At 56.6% G+C, this 18,838-nt stretch carries 17 protein-coding genes; 10 read left to right on the top strand and 7 right to left on the bottom strand.

All coding sequences use genetic code 11. The features are described from left to right. The first annotated feature begins 98 nt into the window (after window positions 1-98). The 4 genes from CBW65_RS01730 (at window position 99) to cspD (ending at window position 6,882) form a co-directional block, all read left to right on the top strand. On the top strand, window positions 99-1,643 hold the full coding sequence (locus CBW65_RS01730) for a DNA-binding protein (RefSeq protein ID WP_087459078.1): 1,545 nt from the start codon (window positions 99-101) through the stop codon (window positions 1,641-1,643). 259 nt (window positions 1,644-1,902) lie between these two features. Then, entirely contained in the window at window positions 1,903-4,857 is a 2,955-nt protein-coding gene (locus CBW65_RS01725; protein ID WP_087455306.1) for an OmpL47-type beta-barrel domain-containing protein, read from the top strand. 134 nt (window positions 4,858-4,991) lie between these two features. Continuing rightward, entirely contained in the window at window positions 4,992-6,509 is a 1,518-nt protein-coding gene (locus tag CBW65_RS01720; protein ID WP_087455305.1) for a carboxypeptidase M32, read from the top strand. Window positions 6,510-6,681: 172 nt separating this feature from the next. Continuing rightward, window positions 6,682-6,882: a cold-shock protein CspD gene (gene cspD, locus CBW65_RS01715; RefSeq protein WP_087455304.1), complete on the top strand. Its 201-nt coding sequence runs from the start codon at window positions 6,682-6,684 to the stop codon at window positions 6,880-6,882. A 115-nt stretch (window positions 6,883-6,997) separates the two neighbouring features. Here cspD and CBW65_RS01710 read toward each other — a convergent pair whose 3' ends face one another. Beyond that, window positions 6,998-10,303 (bottom strand): efflux RND transporter permease subunit, encoded by a 3,306-nt coding sequence (locus CBW65_RS01710; protein ID WP_087455303.1) that lies wholly within the window; start codon window positions 10,301-10,303, stop codon window positions 6,998-7,000. A 169-nt stretch (window positions 10,304-10,472) separates the two neighbouring features. Between CBW65_RS01710 and CBW65_RS01705 the strand changes: the two genes are divergently transcribed. After that, entirely contained in the window at window positions 10,473-11,027 is a 555-nt protein-coding gene (locus CBW65_RS01705; RefSeq protein ID WP_198299726.1) for a PadR family transcriptional regulator, read from the top strand. 68 nt (window positions 11,028-11,095) lie between these two features. Next, window positions 11,096-11,740: a TerC family protein gene (locus CBW65_RS01700; RefSeq protein ID WP_232463499.1), complete on the top strand. Its 645-nt coding sequence runs from the start codon at window positions 11,096-11,098 to the stop codon at window positions 11,738-11,740. A 15-nt stretch (window positions 11,741-11,755) separates the two neighbouring features. On the opposite strand, the gene CBW65_RS01695 is transcribed toward CBW65_RS01700, so the two are convergent. Further along, window positions 11,756-12,640 (bottom strand): 4Fe-4S binding protein, encoded by an 885-nt coding sequence (locus CBW65_RS01695; protein WP_087455300.1) that lies wholly within the window; start codon window positions 12,638-12,640, stop codon window positions 11,756-11,758. 68 nt (window positions 12,641-12,708) lie between these two features. Here CBW65_RS01695 and CBW65_RS01690 point away from each other — a divergent pair, with 68 nt between their 5' ends. Next, a complete protein-coding gene (locus CBW65_RS01690; RefSeq protein ID WP_087455299.1) occupies window positions 12,709-12,969 on the top strand; it encodes a DUF1292 domain-containing protein in 261 nt (86 codons plus the stop codon). Between the two features lie 55 nt (window positions 12,970-13,024). Here CBW65_RS01690 and CBW65_RS01685 read toward each other — a convergent pair whose 3' ends face one another. Continuing rightward, window positions 13,025-13,591 carry an isoprenylcysteine carboxyl methyltransferase family protein gene (locus tag CBW65_RS01685; protein ID WP_087455298.1) on the bottom strand — a complete coding sequence of 189 codons (567 nt, stop codon included), beginning with the start codon at window positions 13,589-13,591 and terminating at the stop codon, window positions 13,025-13,027. A gap of 97 nt (window positions 13,592-13,688) precedes the next feature. After that, a complete protein-coding gene (locus CBW65_RS01680) occupies window positions 13,689-14,750 on the bottom strand; it encodes a type III polyketide synthase (protein WP_087455297.1) in 1,062 nt (353 codons plus the stop codon). A gap of 137 nt (window positions 14,751-14,887) precedes the next feature. Here CBW65_RS01680 and CBW65_RS01675 point away from each other — a divergent pair, with 137 nt between their 5' ends. After that, a complete protein-coding gene (locus tag CBW65_RS01675) occupies window positions 14,888-15,640 on the top strand; it encodes an EcsC family protein (RefSeq protein ID WP_087455296.1) in 753 nt (250 codons plus the stop codon). Between the two features lie 31 nt (window positions 15,641-15,671). Here CBW65_RS01675 and CBW65_RS01670 read toward each other — a convergent pair whose 3' ends face one another. After that, a complete protein-coding gene (locus tag CBW65_RS01670) occupies window positions 15,672-16,499 on the bottom strand; it encodes an MltG/YceG/YrrL family protein (RefSeq protein WP_087455295.1) in 828 nt (275 codons plus the stop codon). A gap of 202 nt (window positions 16,500-16,701) precedes the next feature. On the opposite strand from CBW65_RS01670, the gene CBW65_RS01665 reads away from it, so the two are divergent. Next, window positions 16,702-16,875, top strand: a complete 174-nt coding sequence (locus CBW65_RS01665) for an asparagine synthase (RefSeq protein ID WP_087459077.1) — start codon at window positions 16,702-16,704, stop codon at window positions 16,873-16,875. Between the two features lie 58 nt (window positions 16,876-16,933). Here CBW65_RS01665 and rpsR read toward each other — a convergent pair whose 3' ends face one another. Beyond that, window positions 16,934-17,215, bottom strand: a complete 282-nt coding sequence (gene rpsR, locus CBW65_RS01660; protein WP_087455294.1) for a 30S ribosomal protein S18 — start codon at window positions 17,213-17,215, stop codon at window positions 16,934-16,936. Window positions 17,216-17,249: 34 nt separating this feature from the next. After that, window positions 17,250-17,537, bottom strand: a complete 288-nt coding sequence (gene rpsF, locus CBW65_RS01655; RefSeq protein WP_087455293.1) for a 30S ribosomal protein S6 — start codon at window positions 17,535-17,537, stop codon at window positions 17,250-17,252. Between the two features lie 242 nt (window positions 17,538-17,779). Here rpsF and CBW65_RS01650 point away from each other — a divergent pair, with 242 nt between their 5' ends. After that, a complete protein-coding gene (locus CBW65_RS01650; RefSeq protein ID WP_087455292.1) occupies window positions 17,780-18,724 on the top strand; it encodes an isopenicillin N synthase family dioxygenase in 945 nt (314 codons plus the stop codon). Window positions 18,725-18,838 lie beyond the last annotated feature (114 nt).

The following is an 18,838-nucleotide window of genomic DNA, read 5'->3' as shown; positions in this document are numbered from 1 at the left end:
TTTGTTGATTTTGATGCTAAAATAAGAGTATTCCCTAATCTATGTGGAGGTGTACCATCTTGAATTTCAAAGGCAAAGCAGGTAAAGTCTTGCTGGCGATGACGCTGGCGCTGCCTTTGTCTCTGCCGTTTGGCGGCGGACAAGCAGTGATGGCAGAAGGCCCGAATGACCCGGCTCCGGAAATCCAGGCAAAAGTAGCGAATGGCAACTACGGCAAAAAGGTTCTGTTTGACAACACGCACGGTCAAACGGCCGGTGCAGCAGACTGGGTCATCAACGGCGGCTTCTCCGATTTTGGCAATGCGCTGGCGAATGATGGTTTCTATGTAAAAGAACTGCGTAAATCGACTCCGATCACCCTTACCGATCTTTCCGCTTATGATGTATTTGTTATCGGCGAAGCAAACATCCCTTATAAATCTTCGGAACAAACCGCAATGCTGCAATACGTGCAAAACGGCGGCGCGATCTTCTTTGTTGGCGACCACTACAACGCCGACCGCAACAAAAACCGCTGGGACGCTTCGGAAGTGTTTAACGGCTACCGTCGAGGCGCATGGACCAACCCGGCAAAAGGCATGACGACCGAAGAAGCGGCTTCCACCGCGATGCAAGGCGTCACCTCTTCCGACTGGCTGGGCACAAACTTCGGCGTGCGCTTCCGCTACAACGCGATCGGCGACGTGACGGCGAACAACATCGTACCGTCCTCGCAGGCGTTTGGCATCACGGCGGGCGTTTCCACCGTGGCGATGCACGCAGGTTCGACCATGGCGATCATGGACCCGAACAAAGCAAAAGGCATCGTTTACCTGCCGTCGACCACCGCAAAGTGGTCGAGCGCAGTTGACCAAGGCGTTTACAACGGCGGCGGCGTGGCAGAAGGCCCGTTCGCAGCAGTTTCCAAAGTCGGCCTCGGCAAAGCAGCATTCATCGGCGACTCCTCGCCGGTGGAAGACGCAACTCCGCGCTACCTGCGCGAAGAGACCGGCTCTGCGAAGACCACCTATGCGGGCTGGTCGGAGCAAAACGATGCAACCTTGATGGTCAACATCATCAACTGGCTCTCGAATCAAGAAAGCTACACCGCACTGAACCAAGTGTCCGGCCTGACCCTCGACAGCCCGACTTCGCTCTTGTCGATGGAAACTCCGTCCGCCTCCACCGAACCGCAGGCAGAACCGTGGGCGGCACCGGCAACCGGCTACAAGTGGTGGGATCCGTCCACCTTTAAGACCGGCTCCTACGGCGCAGGTTCCACGACGACGCCGCAGCCGCTCGGCTACTCCTTCGTGCACCAGGCAACGCTCCCGGGCACCGGCTCCACGTTCCAAGTGAAAGTCGTCGCCAACGGCCTGGCTGCCAACTCGACGATCAGCACCTACAACATCGGGGTGTACAATTCGAGCGGCACGCAAGTGGCGATCACGCAAAACAGCAACGGCACCTGGCCGACCACATACGGCTACAGCGCGAATTTCACGATGACCGCTGACAGCACCGGCCATGCGGAGAAGATCCTCAACATGCGCATCAAGTCCGGCACCACCGGCGCTGCGAACATGCGCCTGCGCGTGGGCACCACCGCGAAATTTACCGAAGCGGTCACCATCGGCAACGTAGTGGTTCAACCGCTGCCGTAGTTCACTGCACAAGAAGCCTTTCCTTCTTATTTTGAAGGAAAGGCTTTTTTGTATGTATGGGCTCAAAGGGTACGAGGCAGAATACCTGTTACTTGATCCGCGCTTTGCTTATTTTATGATGTGTATTTTTAATAACACTGCCATACGAAATGTTCTAATTTACGAAAAACTAACCAAAACTGGCAGGCGAGGTGCTAGAATAATAAGTGTGGGTGCTTATGGATACTATACAAGCACAACTTATTGTGGAGGTGCAGGGATGTTTACCTTTAAAAGCAAAGCGATGAAGGTGCTTCTCGCGATGACGCTGGCGTTCCCGCTCCCGGCTGCTGCTACGCTGACTTATGGCAACGTGGCACAAGCTGAGGGCCCGACCGATCCGGCGCCGGTGATTCCGGCGAAAGTCGTCAATGAGAATGCAGGCAAGAAAGTCCTGTTTGACAACACGCACGGTCAGACGGCAGGCGCTGCTGACTGGGTTATCGACGGCGGGTTCTCCGACTTCGGTACCGCATTGGCGGAAGATGGCTTCTATGTAAAAGAATTGCGCAAGACCAGCCCTATTACCCTTACCGATCTGCAAAGCTATGATGTGTTTGTCATCGGGGAAGCAAACATTCCCTACAAGAAATCCGAGCAGGACGCGATGCTGCAATATGTGCAAAGCGGCGGCTCGATCTTCTTTGTCGGCGACCATTACAACGCCGACCGCAACAAGAACCGCTGGGACGCTAACGAAGTGTTCAACGGTTACCGCCGCGGTGCGTGGGACAATCCGGCAAAAGGCATGACCGCGCAAGAAGCAGCGTCTGACGAAATGCAAGGCATCCAGTCCTCCGACTGGCTTGGCCAGAACTTCGGCATTCGCTTCCGTTACAACGCGCTGGCTGACATCACCGCGACCGACATCGCGGCTCCGGCCGACACGTTTGGCATCACCCAAGGCGTTGACACCGTCGCGATGCACGCAGGCGCAACGCTGGCAATTATCGACCCGAACAAAGCAAAAGGTCTCGTTTACATGCCGAAGACCGACGAGCGCTGGGCAAACGCAGTCGACCAAGGCGTTTACAACGGCGGCGGCGTTGAAGAAGGCCCGTACGCTGCGATCTCCAAGGTTGGCGGCGGCAAAGCTGCTTTCATCGGCGACTCCTCTCCGGTAGAAGACGCGACCCCGAAATATCTGCGTGAAGACACCGGCCGCAAGAAAACCACCTATGACGGCTTCAAAGAGCAGGACGACGCAACCCTGCTCGTCAACATGGTGAACTGGCTGGCAACGAAAGAGAACTACACCTCTTTTGGTCAAAAAGGCATCACCCTTGATCCGGTAACTCCGCTGCTTCCGTTCGAAACTCCGCAGACTTCGACCGAACCGCAGCCGGAACCGTGGGCTGCTCCGGACCCGGGCTATCTGTGGTACGAGTCGAGCACCTTTAAACCGGGTTCCTTTGGCTCGACCCAAGCTGCACCGGTCACCCCGACCTACTCGACCGTTCACCAGGCAGAGCTCCCGGCGAACGAAGTGTTCCAGATCCGCATGGTGGCAGACAACTTCCTGCCGAACTCCACGGTGTCGGGCTTCAACCTCGGCATCTACTTGACGGGCGGCACACAAGTCGCGCAAGTGCAGAACCCGGACGGCACCTGGCCGACCGCGTATGGCTACTCCTCGCAGTTCTCGATGACGGCAGACGCTTTCGGCCACGCGTCGAAAACGCTGAACGTCCGTCTCAAGCCGGGCACGCCGCTTGGCTCTGCGAACCTGCGCATCCGTCAGGCGTCCACCGCGCTGAACACCAAGACGGTCACCATCGCTAACGTTCCGGCTGAACAACTGCCGGAAGACAAGCCGCCGGTACCGGCACAGATCACCATCGGTGAAGCGCGCGACAAAGCTGCTGGCCAGCTCGTCACCGTGCAAGGCGTGATCACCACCCAGCCGGGCGCATTTGGCGGCCAAGGCTTCTACCTGCAAGACGAAACCGGCGGCGTGTATGTGTTCCAATCCAAAGCCGGCTTTAACGCGGGCGACCGCGTTGAGATCACCGCATCGACCGAAGTGTACAACACCGAGTTTGAACTGACCGAAGTGATGGCGATCAACAAGATCGGCACCGCGGAACTGCCGGCTGCAAAAGTTGTTGACGCAGTCGACGCAACCAACCAAGGTCAGCGCGTCACCTTGGAGAACGTGAAGATCTCCAACCTGCACGGCGTAACTCCGGCCGGCTCGTTCGAATTTAACGCAACCAGCGACAAAGGCACTACGCTTGTCCGCGTGGACGGCCGCACCGGTCTGACCCTCGACAAGTTTACGTACAAAGACGGCCAAACCGTCACCGTTTCCGGCGTTTCCTCGATCTTCAAAGGCACGTTCCAACTGAAACCGACCGCTTTGACCGATTTTGCAGCTGACACCCAGGCACCGGTTACCACTTCCGCTGTCTCCGGCACTGCAAACGAAAACGGCTGGTACCGCGAAGACGTAACGGTCACACTGACCGCAACCGACGACAAGTCGGGCGTCGCTCGCACCGAATACCAGATCGGCAATGGCGACTGGACCGAATACACCGCACCGTTTGCTGTGAACACGGACGGCACGCACAACGTGGCGTACCGCTCTGTTGACGTCAACGGCAACGTGGAAGCGGAAAAGTCCCTGACCGTGAAGCTCGACAAAACCATGCCGACCGTTGATGTGGTTCAATCTGGCGGCGACCTGAGCAACGTGAACTTTGACCAGACCGTTTCCTTCTCCGTCAATGCAACCGACCCGGCTTCCGGCGTGGCATCGACAGAACTGTACCTGGATGATCACCTGATCAACCAGAACGCAGAACTGAGCGCGCAAAGCCTTGGCCTTGGCGCACACACCCTGCGCGTTCGCGTTCGCGACAACGCAGGCAACGAATATGAAGGCAACTTCCTGTTCCTCGTCGAAACCAACTTCGCAACGATCGACAACGTGGTTAACCAGCTGTCTGAGCGCGGCGAACTGAAAAACGGCGGCATCAAGCAATCCCTGATCGCGAAGCTGGACACTGCACAGCGTGCAGCAAAAGCTGGCGACACCGACCAGGCGAACAAGCATCTGCAACAGCTGCAGCAAACGCTCAGCACCTACGTGAACGCGGGCAACATCACCGCTTCCGGCGCTGAGATCCTGAGATCGAACATCGAGTACATGCTCCACCACGATCTCAAGTAAGCAACCGGCACCAGCAGAAAAAGCCACGCCCTTGCGCGTGGCTTTTTCTCTGTTTTGGTACTGGACAATCGGGTAAATTTTCTGTAAATTAAAACTGTAAACACGTGTTGTAAACACGAAACGGAGGTTAACGGATGTCAACTGAAAAGATTCAACAGACAGCAAATGAATTTAATACCTACGTGCGACGAATGAAGCAGATGCACGAAGCGATCCAGCTTATCCAGTGGGACATGAGCGCCCTCATCCCGAAACAAGGCGTCGCGCAGCGTGCCGAAGTGGTCGGCATGTTGTCGGGCGACCTGTTTGCGATGCAGACTTCCGATCAGATGGGCGAGTATCTTGAGGTTCTCTCCACGCCGGATGCATTGGAACTGCTTGATCCGATCACGCGTGCCTCCGTTTTGGACCGCAAAGAGGAATATGAGCGCGACAAGAGCATTCCGCCCGACAAGTTCCGCGAGTACGTAGTGCTGACCCAGACGGCCGAAAGCGCCTGGGCGGAAGCGAAGCAGAACAACGACTTTGAACTGTTCCGTCCCTATCTGGAGAAGATCGTCGGCATCATCCGCGAGTTCATCGAGATCTGGGGCTACAAGGACAACAAATACGACACGCTGCTCAGCAAATACGAGCCGGGTCTGACGGTCGCCAAGCTGGACGCGATCTTTGGCGGGCTGCGCGAGAAGACGATCGAGCTCTTGAAGCGCGTCACCGAAAAAGAGCAGGTCGGACGTTCGTTCCTGCACCAATACTTCGCGAAAGAGGAGCAGGTCAAATACTCTCGCTACATGCTGGAGCAGCTCGGCTTTGATTTTAGCAAAGGGCGTTTCGATGAAAGCCCGCATCCGTTTGCGATCGGCCTGAACCCGAACGACGTGCGGATCACCACGTTCTATTTTGACCACGACATCACGCAGTCGCTGTTTGGCACGATCCATGAATTTGGCCATGCGATCTATGAGCAAAACGTTTCGCACGATCTGGTCGGCACGTTCCTGGCGACCGGCACGTCGATGGGGATTCATGAATCGCAGTCGCGCTTCTGGGAAAACATGATCGGCAGAAGCCGCGAGTTCTGGCAGCATCATTTCGCCGGGCTTCTCGAGCATTTCCCGGCGCAGTTTGCCGATGTGAACGCGGCAGACTTTTACAAGGCGATCAACTATGTGGAGCCGTCCCTGATCCGCGTCGATGCGGATGAGCTGACCTACAACCTGCACATCATGCTCCGCTATGAAATCGAAAAAGACCTGATCAACGGCAAGATCGAAGTGAAAGATCTGCCGGAGATCTGGGCCAATAAGATTGAAGAGTATGTCGGCGTGCGTCCGGAAGATCATGCGACCGGCGTGCTGCAGGACATTCACTGGTCGGGCGGCGCGTTTGGCTACTTCTCGTCCTACTCGCTGGGCAACATCTACGCGGCACAGCTGGAGAACACCTTGAAGCAGGAGATCCCGAACTACCGCGAGCAGGTGGCGGCAGGGGATGTGACCGAAGTGCTGGCTTGGCTGAATGAAAAAGTGTATAAGCATGGCAAGATGCTGACCCCGGGCCAAATCATGACAGAGGCGACCGGCGAGGAGATCAACTCTGAGTATTTGGTCGCCTATCTTGAAGAGAAATTTAAGGATATTTACGGTATTTAATGCCAGAAAGGTTTGACACTCTTTACAAAGAGTGGTACACTGGTATTGTCTCAAAAAGCACCATTATTGATTCCGGAATTTGCGTTGCTCAATGGTGAGTCGGTGCATTTTGAATCGGGCGAAATGGTAGCTAATATTTCGTCTTTTACGGACGTATCAGGAGGTTTTTCACATGCATCAAGGTACTGTTAAGTGGTTTAACGCAGAAAAAGGTTACGGCTTCATCACTGTTGAAGGCGGCGACGATGTGTTCGTACACTTCTCCGCAATCCAGGAAGATGGCTTCAAGACTCTTGAAGAAGGCCAACGCGTTTCTTTCGAAATCGTAGAAGGCAACCGCGGTCCGCAAGCATCTAACGTTTCCAAGGCATAAGCTTGCGTCAATGCTAAATATAAGCCAGCGTTCCCCTGGAACGCTGGTTTTTTTGTTGTGCATATAGAGAGAAGCGCCGTCTCCCTGAGGAGACGGCGCTTTGCATTGCTTTGCATTAGTGCAGGAGCTGTTTTTGTTCCTGGCGGTGGGTGCGCAGGAAGAACAGTTCGTACATGACCGGGACGATGATCAAGGTGAGCAAGGTCGAGGTCGTGAGGCCGCCGATGACGACGACGGCGAGGCCTTTGGAGATCAGGCTGCCTTCTGCTGTGGTGAATGCCAGCGGCAGCAGGGCGCAGATCGTGGCAAAGGCGGTCATCAGGATCGGACGCAGGCGGGTCTTGCCGCCTTCGATCAGGGAGTCGCGAATCGTCATGCCTTCTTCGCGGTTTTGCACGACGCGGTCGACGAGGACGATCGCATTAGTGACGACGATCCCGATCAGCATCAGAATCCCGATCATCGCCGAGACGGACAACGGTTCGTTCAACAGGTACAGGCCGATGAACGCGCCGGTCGGCACGAACAGGAGCGAAGAGAGGATGACAAACGGGATCCGCGCCTGCCCAAATGTGAACAGCATGACGAGGTAGACGAGGCCGACGGCGATCCCCATCGCGAGGCCCAGCTCTTGGAACGTTTTTACCGTTTCATCGGTGCCGCCGCCCGCTTGCAGGGAGACGCCGTCGGGCAGGTCGAGCGCGCCGACTTCTGTTTTTACTTCCGAAGCGGTTTGCTGGACGTTGGCAGCATTGACGATCGCGGAGACGCGGGCGAACACTTTGCCGTCCAGTTTTTGGATCGAGGTGACGCTTTCGACCTCCTGGATGTCGGCGATCGTTTTCAGTTGGACGGGGCCTTTGGTGCCAAAGACGGTCAGGTCTTCGAGTTCGCTTTTCGATGCGAGCGGCTTGTCGTAGGTCAGCCTTACGCTGCGCTCTTCGCCGTCCAGTTCGAGGGTGCCGACCGAGACCGGACGCGTGCGGTCGGCGGTGATGCCAAGCACAGTGTAGGCGGAAACGCCGTATGCAGACGCTTGGTCCGGCTTGATTTTGACGACCCATTGGCGTTGTTTTTCTTTCATGTTGTTGGTGACGTATTTGAGGTCGTCACGGGACTTCAGCTGGTCTTCCACTTGTTTGGAAGCGGTCATCAGCGCGTCGAGGTCGGTGGAATAGAGGTCGATGTCGACGTTGTTGTTGGACGGCGGACCGCCGGTGGACATCTCTTGGACGGAGACGACCGTTTTGTCGGAAATCGTTTTGGCGATCTCGCTGATTTTCGATTCGATCGTTTTGACTTCATCGGCTGTGTTGGCCGTTTCGTCGAGCATGATCACGTAGGACGCGGCGTTTTCTTTTTTCAGGCCGGTCATGTAGTCGCGGGAGCCGATGCCGACGAAGACGTCTGCGATGGCCGGGCGGGTCTTCAGCATCTCTTCGATCTGGAGGGATGCTTCGTTTGTTTTCTCCAGCACGGTCGACGCCGGGAGGGTGACGGTGGCGGAGATGATTTTGACTTTTTCGTTCGGCAGGAAAACGAAGCCGAGCTGGGTGGTCAGGCCAAGCGATCCGAGCAGCAGCGGGATGCAGATGGCGAAGACGACCCATTTTTTGCGCAGGGAGAAGCGCAGCACACGCTCGTAGAAGCGCTGGAGGCGGCCTTCTTTTTCCTCATGGGTGACTTTCGAGAACGAGAAGCGGGCCAAGACCGGCGTCAAGGTGATCGAGACGACGAGCGAAGCGAGCAGCGCGTAGACGATGGTCAAGGCAAACGGCAGGAAAAACTCGCCGGTGATGCCGCCGACAAAGCCGAGCGGCAGGAAGACGACCACCGTGGTCAAGGTGGAAGAGGTGATCGCTTTGAGCATCTCTTTGGTGGCGGAGATGGTCAGTTCCGTTTTGTCGAGGTTGTCTTTGTTGTTTTTCATGCGGCGGAAGATGTTTTCGATGACGACGATTGAGTCGTCGACGACGCGTCCGACAGCGACCGCCATGCCGCCGAGGGTCATGATGTTCAGCGTGATGTTCGATTGCGCGAGGAAGATCGACGAGACGACGAGCGACAGCGGAATCGACAGCACGGCGATGATCGTCGCGCGGAGGTTGCGCAGGAAGAGCAGCACGGCAAGAGAAGCGAAGAGTGCGCCGAGCAAGCCTTCTTTGATCAGGGAGTTGACCGACTGTTCGATGCCTTCCGACTGGTCAAATACGATGTCGTAGGAGATCTTGTCGCTGTAGCTGTCGAGGAGGGCGCGCGATTGTTCGGCGATCTCGACCGTGTTGGCGTCCTGTTTCTTGGTGACGGTGAGGGCGATGCTCTCTTTGTCGTTAAAGCGGGTGATCTCCGGCTGGGCGGTGACGGTGTTGATGGTCGCCACGTCGGAGAGCTTGATGATCGGTGGTGCTGCGCCCGGACTGCCGCCCGGAGCACCTTGTCCGGTGGTGGGAGCGCCTTGGGTTGGGGTACCTGCGGTGCCTTGAGATGCACCTGCGGTGCCTTGAGATGCACCTGCGGTGCCTTGAGATGCACCTGCGGTGCCTTGAGATGCACCTGCGGTGCCTTGAGATGCACCTGCGGTGCCTTGAGATGCACCTGCGGTGCCTTGAGATGCACCTGCGGTGCCTTGAGATGCACCTGCGGTGCCTTGAGATGCACCTGCGGTGCCTTGAGATGCACCTGCGGTGGCTTGGACATTTAGTTGGAGATTTTTGAGATCATTTACTGTAGCGAGCTCTTCGGTGATGCGGATTGGGATCAGCACCGAATCGTCTGTTACCGTGCCCGCTGGCATGGAGACGAATTTGCTTTTGATCTGCTCTTGGATCGACTGCAAGCTCAGGCCATACTTAGCGGCTTCCGCTTGCTCCACTTCGATCTCGACGAGCTCTTCGGCCGTGCCGCCGACGGCGACGGATGCGACGCCGGGGATCTTTTCGAGGGCAGGCTTCACTTCGTCGATGAGCAGGCCCTGCACATCCTGGCCGTCTTTGGCGAAGGCGACCGCGTTGATGATCGGGAAGGAGCCAAAGGAGAAACGCTGCACACTCGGCTCCACATTCTCCGGCAGGGCCGCTTCACGCAGCAGGTCCTGCACCTTTTGCTCCACATCATCCATGTTGGTGCCGATCGGGAACGTCAGCTGGATCAGCGACGCACTCTCGAACGACTGCGACGTCATCTTGTCGAGGGTATCCAGCTTTTTAAACTGCTCCTCGAGCTTCGACGTCACTTGCTCATTTACATCATCCGGAGACGCCCCCGGATAAAACGCCTCGATCGACAGCTGCGGAAACTCGATGTTCGGCAACAGGTCGACTTTTAACGTCTGAAACGCATACGTCCCGCCAAAGATCAGCAGGAAAGATAAAATGAAGATGGCGACTGGGTTTTTCAGCGATACCCGCGTCAAGAAGTTCATCCCGGATCTTCCTCTCCCTAACAATTTTATATGTGCATTCTCACATAAGACGATACCATCATATCATCGCCTAGCATGGGAAGCAACACCATTTTGTATAAGTTTTGTACAGTTTGGTTTTTTGTCATGTTCCACAAAAGGTGATATCCTCAAGTTGGAGGGATGTTCCATGGCCTTGCGCTACGCTGTGATGGGGCTGCTTTCTGGGGAAGAGATGTCAGGCTACGATCTGACACAGCAATTCTCGATGAAAGTCAGCCATTTCTGGAATGCACACCATACACAGATCTATAGAGAACTGCAAAAATTAGAAGTCGAAGGGCTCGTCTCGCATCGCCTGATCGAGCAGCAGGACCGCCCTGACAAAAAGTTATACAAACTGACCGAACCAGGCATGAAAGAACTGTTCACCTGGCTGTCCGAAGAACCGAAACCGCCGAAGATGAAAAATGAATCCTTGCTCCGCGTCTCCCTGTTTCACCTGATTCCGCCCGCGCAGGCGATCGCCTTTCTCGAAGCCAGCCGCGACACGCACGCGCACATCCTAAGCATGATGGATGCTTTTCGCGGCGACTACATGTCGGAGTCGCAGGAGCCGATCGCCGAGAAAGTCGGGGAGTATCTGACGCTTGATTTTGGCATGCGCTTTATGCGGTCGTGGATGGAATGGTGCGATTTTGCGATCGGGGTTTTTAAACGTTTGGAGGAGAATCAGACAAGTTAGGGGCAGTCGCATCATAGGCTTTTCTTGAGAGTTGTTGGACAATCGGGGAGGTCTGTGACGTGCAAGAGATGCTGCTTGCCTTGGAAATCTTGTTGATCTCCGCCATTCTGTCGGTGGACAACGCCTTGGTGATCGGTTTGGCTACGCGTCATCTGCCAAACGGGATTCGTCAGCGGGCGATCTATTGGGGGACGTTTGGAGCGGTGGCGTTGCGCATCGTGCTGTCGATGCTGGCGATCTATCTGATCAATCTGCCGTACATCAAGCTGGTTGGCGGACTGTTCCTGTTGTACATCGCCTTTAAAATGCTCGGCGAAGAACACGCCGAAGAAAGCAACATGCGCGGTTCGAGAGGCATCTGGAAAGCGGTGCAGGTGATCGTGATCGCCGACCTGATGGTGTCGGTCGACAACGTGCTCGCCGTCGTGGCGATCGCCAAAGGAAACTGGTGGCTGGTGGCCCTGGGGATTCTCGTCTCGATTCCCTGCATCTTGTGGGGCAGCCGCCTGATCGCGCACCTGCTGCACAAATATCCGATCCTGCTGTTCCTTGGCATCGCCGTCCTGTCCTGGACGGGGGCTGCGATGATTCTGGAAGAGAAGGTGGTCGCGCTGTTCATCACCCCGCTCGCCATTCCCAACGCTGCGTTTTACGCGGTGGCGGTGGCGGCGACCGGTGCGGCCTGGCTGACAAAAAAGCGGACGTCCTCCTGAGAGGGCATCCGCTTTTTACGTTCCGGACAAAGAAAAGCGAAACCGTTCGCAGTCGGCCGGTTGCTGCGGACAGACGTCAAACTCCACTTCTTGCGTCTGCTGGACCTCAAAGGAGAACGGAATCTTCATCGCTTCACCCGATTGAATGAGAATCGGCTCGGCAAACGGGTTGCGGATCGGCTCCAGCTTGTGAAACGTGACGCTGACCGACTCCGATTGCTTGCGATTGTTGACGAGGCGCAGCTCGTAGGTGTAGATCATGCGGTTGCCGGCATTGACCCGGGCGATCGTCCCGAGGTCGATTTCCAGCCCCGACGTGAAAAAGACGGACAGCACGGTGGCGCCGCCAAGCATCAGCAGGAGAGCGGCGGTGACGATTTTGCCAAGCGTTGTCGTGCGCTCCGGGCGAAACATCTGCTGAATATAGCCATACGGGCAGACCGTGCTGCAAAACTTATGCCGCAGCCGCAGCAACAGCGCCCCGATAAACAGGCAGAGCACGAGGAAAAAAATCAAAACCATCCCCGACGTACCTTCCGTGAGCGCCGACCAGATGCGGTGCGGGTCGACGAAATAGGCGATCAAGGTAAAGGCGACCAGCGGCGTGAGCAGGATCGCCAGCGGCAGGTCGAGCTTGTACCGCTGCAAGGCGCGCAGGAATTTGGAGATCGTGTTGTGCGGGCAGAAATGCGAACAGAACAGGCGCGGCTTGAAAAAGGACAGCCCCAGCACCAGAAAGACCAGCCAGAGCACCGTCAACAAGAGCGGCATCGCTTGGGAAAAAGGCAGCCGGCGCGTAAACCAATAGTACTGGCCGCCCGGAATGTCGATGCGAAACAGATCGAAATACGGAACGATAAAAAACAGCAGCAGGATAACCGGCTGCAGCCATTTGCGCATGTGCAGCACTCCTTCCTCTCTGGCTAACGTGCGCCAAATTGGAAACGCTAATGCATGGGGGTGATCAGATGATCAGAGACCGCATCATCGTGGAAGACGATCAAGGCACAGAGCTGGAGTTTGGCATCGAAGGCATGTTTGAGATGGACGACCGGAACTACGTGCTCCTGGCCAACGACGAGGACACGATCCTCATGCAGGTAGTAGGCGAAGGGGACGATCAGGAACTGGTCGGCATCGAGGACCCGGAAGAAGCGCAATCCCTGCTCGACGCGTACCAGATCGCAGTGGATGCAGCGCCTGCTGAAGGGGATAACGAATTCCAGTAATGCATCACCCAGAGCAAAAGCCGTTCGGTCACGTGTACCGAACGGCTTTTTGCCGTCATCTTTTCAAGGTCGGGAGGAAGCGCTCGCGGTCGCCCATCCCTTCGGCATAGGCGGTGACTTCGATCAGAGCCTGCTCTTCAGCGCGGATGCGCACGCGCAGCACCAGCGCATTCAGCACTGTGAAGAGCAGTGCGGTCAGCCAGGCGCCAAACGCCAGCGGCAGCGTAACCAGTTCCAAGGCCACCACCACATAGTTCGGATGGCGCAGAAAGCGGTACGGGCCGCGCATGACCGGCTCGCTTCCGGGCAGAACGTAGATGCGGGTGTTCCAAAACTTGCCGAGCGACAGCAGCACCCACACGCGCAGCCCCTGCGCCACACAAAACAAGGCAAACGGTGCGCCGTGCGGTGTCATCGTCTCATTCCCGCGCGCAAACACTTCCCCGAACAGCGCGGCAAAAAAGGCGGCGTGCAGCAGCACGATGTACTTGTAATGCTCCCGGCCCACTTCAAAGCCGCCCAGCGCCACCATCTGCCGGCCATTGCGCTTGGCGATCATCAGTTCCATCAAGCGCTGCAAGATGACAAAAGCAAACACGACCGAAAACCAAGTGACGATCATGCAAACACCTCCTCAACCGTCGAACTGGTCCCAAGCATCTGCAGAACTGCCCGATGACGATGCAGAAGCGACAGCAGCCGGGCGGGCTCGATGCGTTCTACCATCGCAGGAGCACCTGCTCAGACGAGAAGCCGGGTCCGAGGGCGAAGAGGAGGCCGTGCTCGCCTTCGCGATGGGGGTCTTCAAGTTCACGCGCTAAGACGAACAGCACGGTGCAGGATGACATGTTGCCGTGCGTGCGCAGGATGTCGCGGGCGTGGCGCAGCGTCTCTGGGGGCAAGGAGAGCGCTTCGTCATACGCCTTGAGCACTTTCATGCCGCCGGGGTGGGCGACGTAGTGCTGGACGTCTTGGAGCGTGAGCAGGCGGCTCTGCAGGAAGGTCTCGGTGACCGGGCGGATTTTCGTTTCCACGATCGTCGGGATGTCTTTGGAGAAGATCACTTTCAGGCCGGGCGTCTGCACATCCCAGCCCATCACATCGAGCGTGTCCGGCCAGATCGTCGACCGCGAAGCCAGCACCTGCGGCCCTTTTGCGCCCGATGCAGCTCTGGAATCATCTCCGCAGACCAGCACGGCGGCCGCACCGTCTGCAAAGAGCGACGTGGCGATCAGGTTGCTTTTCGAGCGGTCGCCGTTTAAGAAGGTCAGCCCGCAGAGTTCCACGGCGATCACCAGCACGTTGCTCTCCGGGTGTGCCTGCGCCAGATCGAAGCCGCGGGCCAGCCCGGACGCGCCGCCTGCACAGCCCAGTCCCCAGATCGGTACGCGCTTGATGTCGCTCCTCAGCCCCAGCGCGTTAAACAGGTACGCGTCGAGGCTTGGCGTCGCCACGCCCGTCGAGGACACTAAGACCACCGCATCGACATCCTGCGGCGTCAGGCCCCCTTTTTCCAAACACTGCTCTGCCGCTTCCTGACTCAGGCGGACGGCGTTTTCGATATACAGACGGTTCTTCTCCTCCCAAGACGGAGCTGTCGCAAACCACTTCAGCGGGGTGCAGAAATGGCGCTGCTCGACTTGGGCCGATTCGAACACGGCCAGAAGCCGATCGATATCGCGAAAGCTCTCGGCAAACAGGTTGCGGGCAAACTCCCGCGTCTCTTCCTGCGTGATGATGTAAGGCGGCACGGCGGTGCCGACAGAACGGATTACAGGCAAAGGAACGTCCTCCTCTGGTCACGAGCCATACTTGCAGCCGTATACTGTTTGTACAGGATAGCATTTCCAGTCCCCGCTGCTGTTATGTGCAACCTGTTGTGCTGATGACCGTACTACCAGATGAGGTGACGCAGAAAATGGGAACGTATGAACATAGATTGCAAACGGAACTGAAAGTCTGGGAGCATGGCCTGCTCAAACCAAGCGGTCTGATCCAAAACATGTCCAAGCGCGTGCAGACGAAAATCAACAACGTGATTCCGGACAAAGTGCATGCGGCGATCACCAGCGCCGTGCGGGGGATCGTCACGTCGGTGCTGTTTGGGCTGGACTTCGTGCCGAAATCGACGCCGCACGTCGGCCTGCCACTCGAGGATCGCGACGTGAAAGCGAAAGCGCTGATGGGCACCTACCAGAAAGTCGCCGCTGTGGAAGGGGCCGGCACGGGAGCGGGCGGCATCATGCTTGGCTTGGCCGACTTCCCGGCACTGATCGCGATCAAGATGAAATTTCTCTTTGAGCTGGCTCATCTCTACGGCTTCAACACGAAAGACTTCCGCGAGCGGCTGTTCCTGCTGTATGTGTTCCAGCTCGCTTTCTCCGCGCCGGACCAGCGGGGCGACCTGCTCGCCAAGATCAAGAACTGGGAGCGGGTGGCTGCCGGGTTTCCGCCGGAGCAGGAGTATCTGCAAAATGTGGACTGGGAGCAGTTTCAGCGCGAGTACCGCGATGCGATCGACTTCCGCAAGATGCTGCAGCTGGTGCCGTTTATCGGAGCGGTCGTCGGCGCCTGGGCGAACTACGGGCTGATCGAGGAGCTGGGCGTCGTGGCGATGAACTGTTACCGCCTGCGACTGATCGAAGGGCAACACGCAGAAAAAGCCGACTAGGGACATCCCCGGTCGGCTTTTTCATGCTGGTCTATTTTTTCAACGCTTCGATCACTTCGTCTTCGGACATGCCCTTTTGGAACGAATACTCCTGCGGGCGCAGCAGCACGTCGAGACCGAGGTCGGTCAGCTTTTGGCTGAACTGTGCCTGGTCTGAAATCAGTCCTTCTTCCTGCAGGAAGCTGGTCAGATCCCAGGTCGTCATGCCTTCTTTGAGCTGGAACGTGACGCTTTCGCCTGTCTCAGCAGCCGCTTCCGTCGCAACTGCGTCCGTTTTGGCGTCCGGTGCGGTGGCGCCGGCTTTCTTGGCGTTGGGATCTTGCGTGGCGACGGCGACCTGGCTCTGGCCGGTCTGGGTCGCGTACTCTTCTTGTGTCAATACGATGTAGCCTTCTTCTTTTGCTTGTGCCACGATGTCATCGCCGCTGCTGAAGCTGCTCAGCAGCAGGGCGACCAAGGCGGTGGCTGCGGAGCCGATCAGCCCGCCGAGCAGCAGTTTGCCGATCTCCTGGCGGCGCGTTTGCACCGCTTCGATGCTATGCAGGTGCCACGTCTCCGTCGAATAGGCGAGCGTGAGCACAAATGCGGTCTTGTTGACAGGAATACGCACGGTAAACAGGCTTTCCCCGGTCGGAGCATGTCCGACGCGCAGGACTTTGCCTTTGTTGACGTTTTGCAAAATCATGCCTTCCAGCATCCCCGTGTCGCTGGGCAGGCTTGCCGATTGCTCTTGTAAAAAATCCAGTTGTTCAACGGTGAACAGGCCCTCCGTAAGCTCCGGGAGCCCGTAGTCGGTGCTCACGCTGCCAAAGCGTTTGCCGACCGTTTCCTTTAACAGATCGAAATTGGGTTGTTGCATTCTGTTTCGTCCCCTCCCTGCACAAAAAGCGATCCCCACAACCATATATCTATTCAGTATCTTATTCTATCTTTTTGGGGGTCGGCTGGGAAGTGGAAAGATTATCTGTGAGCTGTGAGTAGAAGGGAGGTTAGCGAGGCAAGCTATGCAGGATGAACTCTGATTACGCGAATGGGGGTATGTACACATGAACATGAATCCGATGAATTCCCGCGAAGGACTGATTCCGGTCGTTCTGGGTACTGCTGTCACTGCGGCCGGCCTGACGTTGCGCGGCACCGATGTGGTGGACCGCTCCATCGCCTGGGGTGTGGCAGGCTTTGGGCTCGCGCACGTTGTGCTGGGCGCGATCGATCTGGTCGAGCATCGCCGCTAAGCGGAGTTCAGGGCAATAAAAAAAGGAAGTGGCGCTTGTCCACTTCCTTTTTTATATCTTACACCTCAGCGGTGTACGGCATCAGAGCAACGATGCGGGAGTTCTTGATCGCAACGGTTACTGCACGCTGGTGAGCAGCGCAGTTGCCGGTGATGCGGCGCGGCAGGATCTTGCCGCGTTCAGATACATAACGACCCAGACGGTTGATGTCTTTGTAGTCTACTACTTTTACTTTGTCAACACAGAAGTTGCAAACTTTGCGGCGCTTGCCACGGCGTTTCTTGTTGAAACCGCCGCCACGCGGCTCGCGGTGTTCGCGTTGTTCACGTTGTTCGCTCATTGAGATGTCCTCCTCGTTGGGTTAGAAGTTGGAATTACTGTTCTTTAACGACGGTCAGGTAACGGAGCACGTTGTCGTCGATTTTCATCAGACGCTCAAGCTCAGCCGGAGTGGTGGTGTTCGCTTCAAAGTTGAGCAGAACGTAGAAACCCTCACGGTTTTTGTTGATTTCGTACGCGAGCTTGCGCTTGCCGTACTTGGTCGATTGTTGAACAGTGCCGCCTTCTTTCGCAACGATGCCTTCGTACTTCGCGATGGCTGCATCACGAGCTTCTTCTTCGAGGTCCGCTTTCAGGACCAGCATTGTTTCATAGGCTCTCATCATGTACCCTCCTTTTGGACTTTGGCCCCCGTAGGAGCAAGTGGGCGTGTAAATAAACACAAGGACTAGTATAACAAATCTCTGAACGAAGGGCAACAAGATTCGAGATTTTATTTCGCAGAGGACAGAGGTCTGACATCCTACAAATATTCGTTGCCTGTTCGTTGCGGTCATGATACAGTATTTAATGAAAACGATTACACATACTAATTCCGAACGGACCTATTTACAAGGAGGCTGTCATGAGCTTAGTTCGCACGCTTGACCTGAAGTCCTATACTCACGGTTCCCAACAGGAACGCAGCAAGTTCGCCGACGAATTTGGCCACGGGCTGAAAGACATCGGTTTCATAACCCTGGAGGGCCACGGCATCAACCCGAAGCTGATCGCCGACACGTATGCAGCGATCGAAAAGCTGTTCTCCCTGTCCCCGGAAATCAAGCAAAGGTACGCGGGTGAATCGGGCGGCCAGCGCGGTTACACCGGCTTTATGAAAGAACACGCGAAACAGCGCAAAGTGGGCGACCTGAAAGAGTTCTACCATGTCGGCCAGGAATTGCCGCACGGCCATCCGATGACGTTGGACTACCCGGTAAACGTCTGGGCGGATGAAGTGCCGGAACTGAAGCCGCTGACCCTCTCGCTGTACCGCGAGCTGGAGCGCGTGGCGCGCAACATGCTGGAAGCTCTGGCGCAACATTTCGATCTGCGTCAAAACTTCTTCTCCGACATGATCAACAACGGCAACTCGGTCCTGCGTCTGATCCACTACCCGCCGCTGGAAGAAGGCATGCCGCAAGATGCGGTTCGCGCTGCGGAACATGAAGATATCAACCTGATCACCTTGCTTTGCGAAGCGACCACGTCCGGTCTGGAACTCCTGACCAACGAAGGCGAGTGGTACCCGGTCGAAGCCTTGAAAGGCCAGATCGTTGTTGATGCAGGCGACATGCTGCAGCGCATCACCAACAAGGTGATCCCGGCGACCACCCACCGCGTCGTCAACCCGAAAGGCGAAAACACATCCCGCTTCTCGATGCCGTTCTTCGTGCATCCGTACAGCGGGTACCTGCTGGAAACGATCCCGTCCACCATCACCCCGGACAACCCGGAAAGATGGCCGGCGATCACCGCAGGCGATTTCCTGTACGAGCGTCTGGTCGAAATCGGCCTGATCAAGAAGTAGTTTGAAGTAGTATATAGAAGAAAAGCACATCGAGCCTTGGGCCCGATGTGCTTTTTATTTATGTCTTTTCAGCGCCTGGCGCAAGGCCGTTTCGTCGATCTGGCCTTGGATAAA

The sequence above is a fragment of the Tumebacillus avium genome (genome assembly GCF_002162355.1).
Classification (GTDB): Bacteria; Bacillota; Bacilli; order Tumebacillales; family Tumebacillaceae; genus Tumebacillus_A; species Tumebacillus_A avium.
The sequence above is the reverse complement of the archived record's forward strand: the minus strand, read 5'-3'. Positions and strand labels throughout refer to the sequence as shown.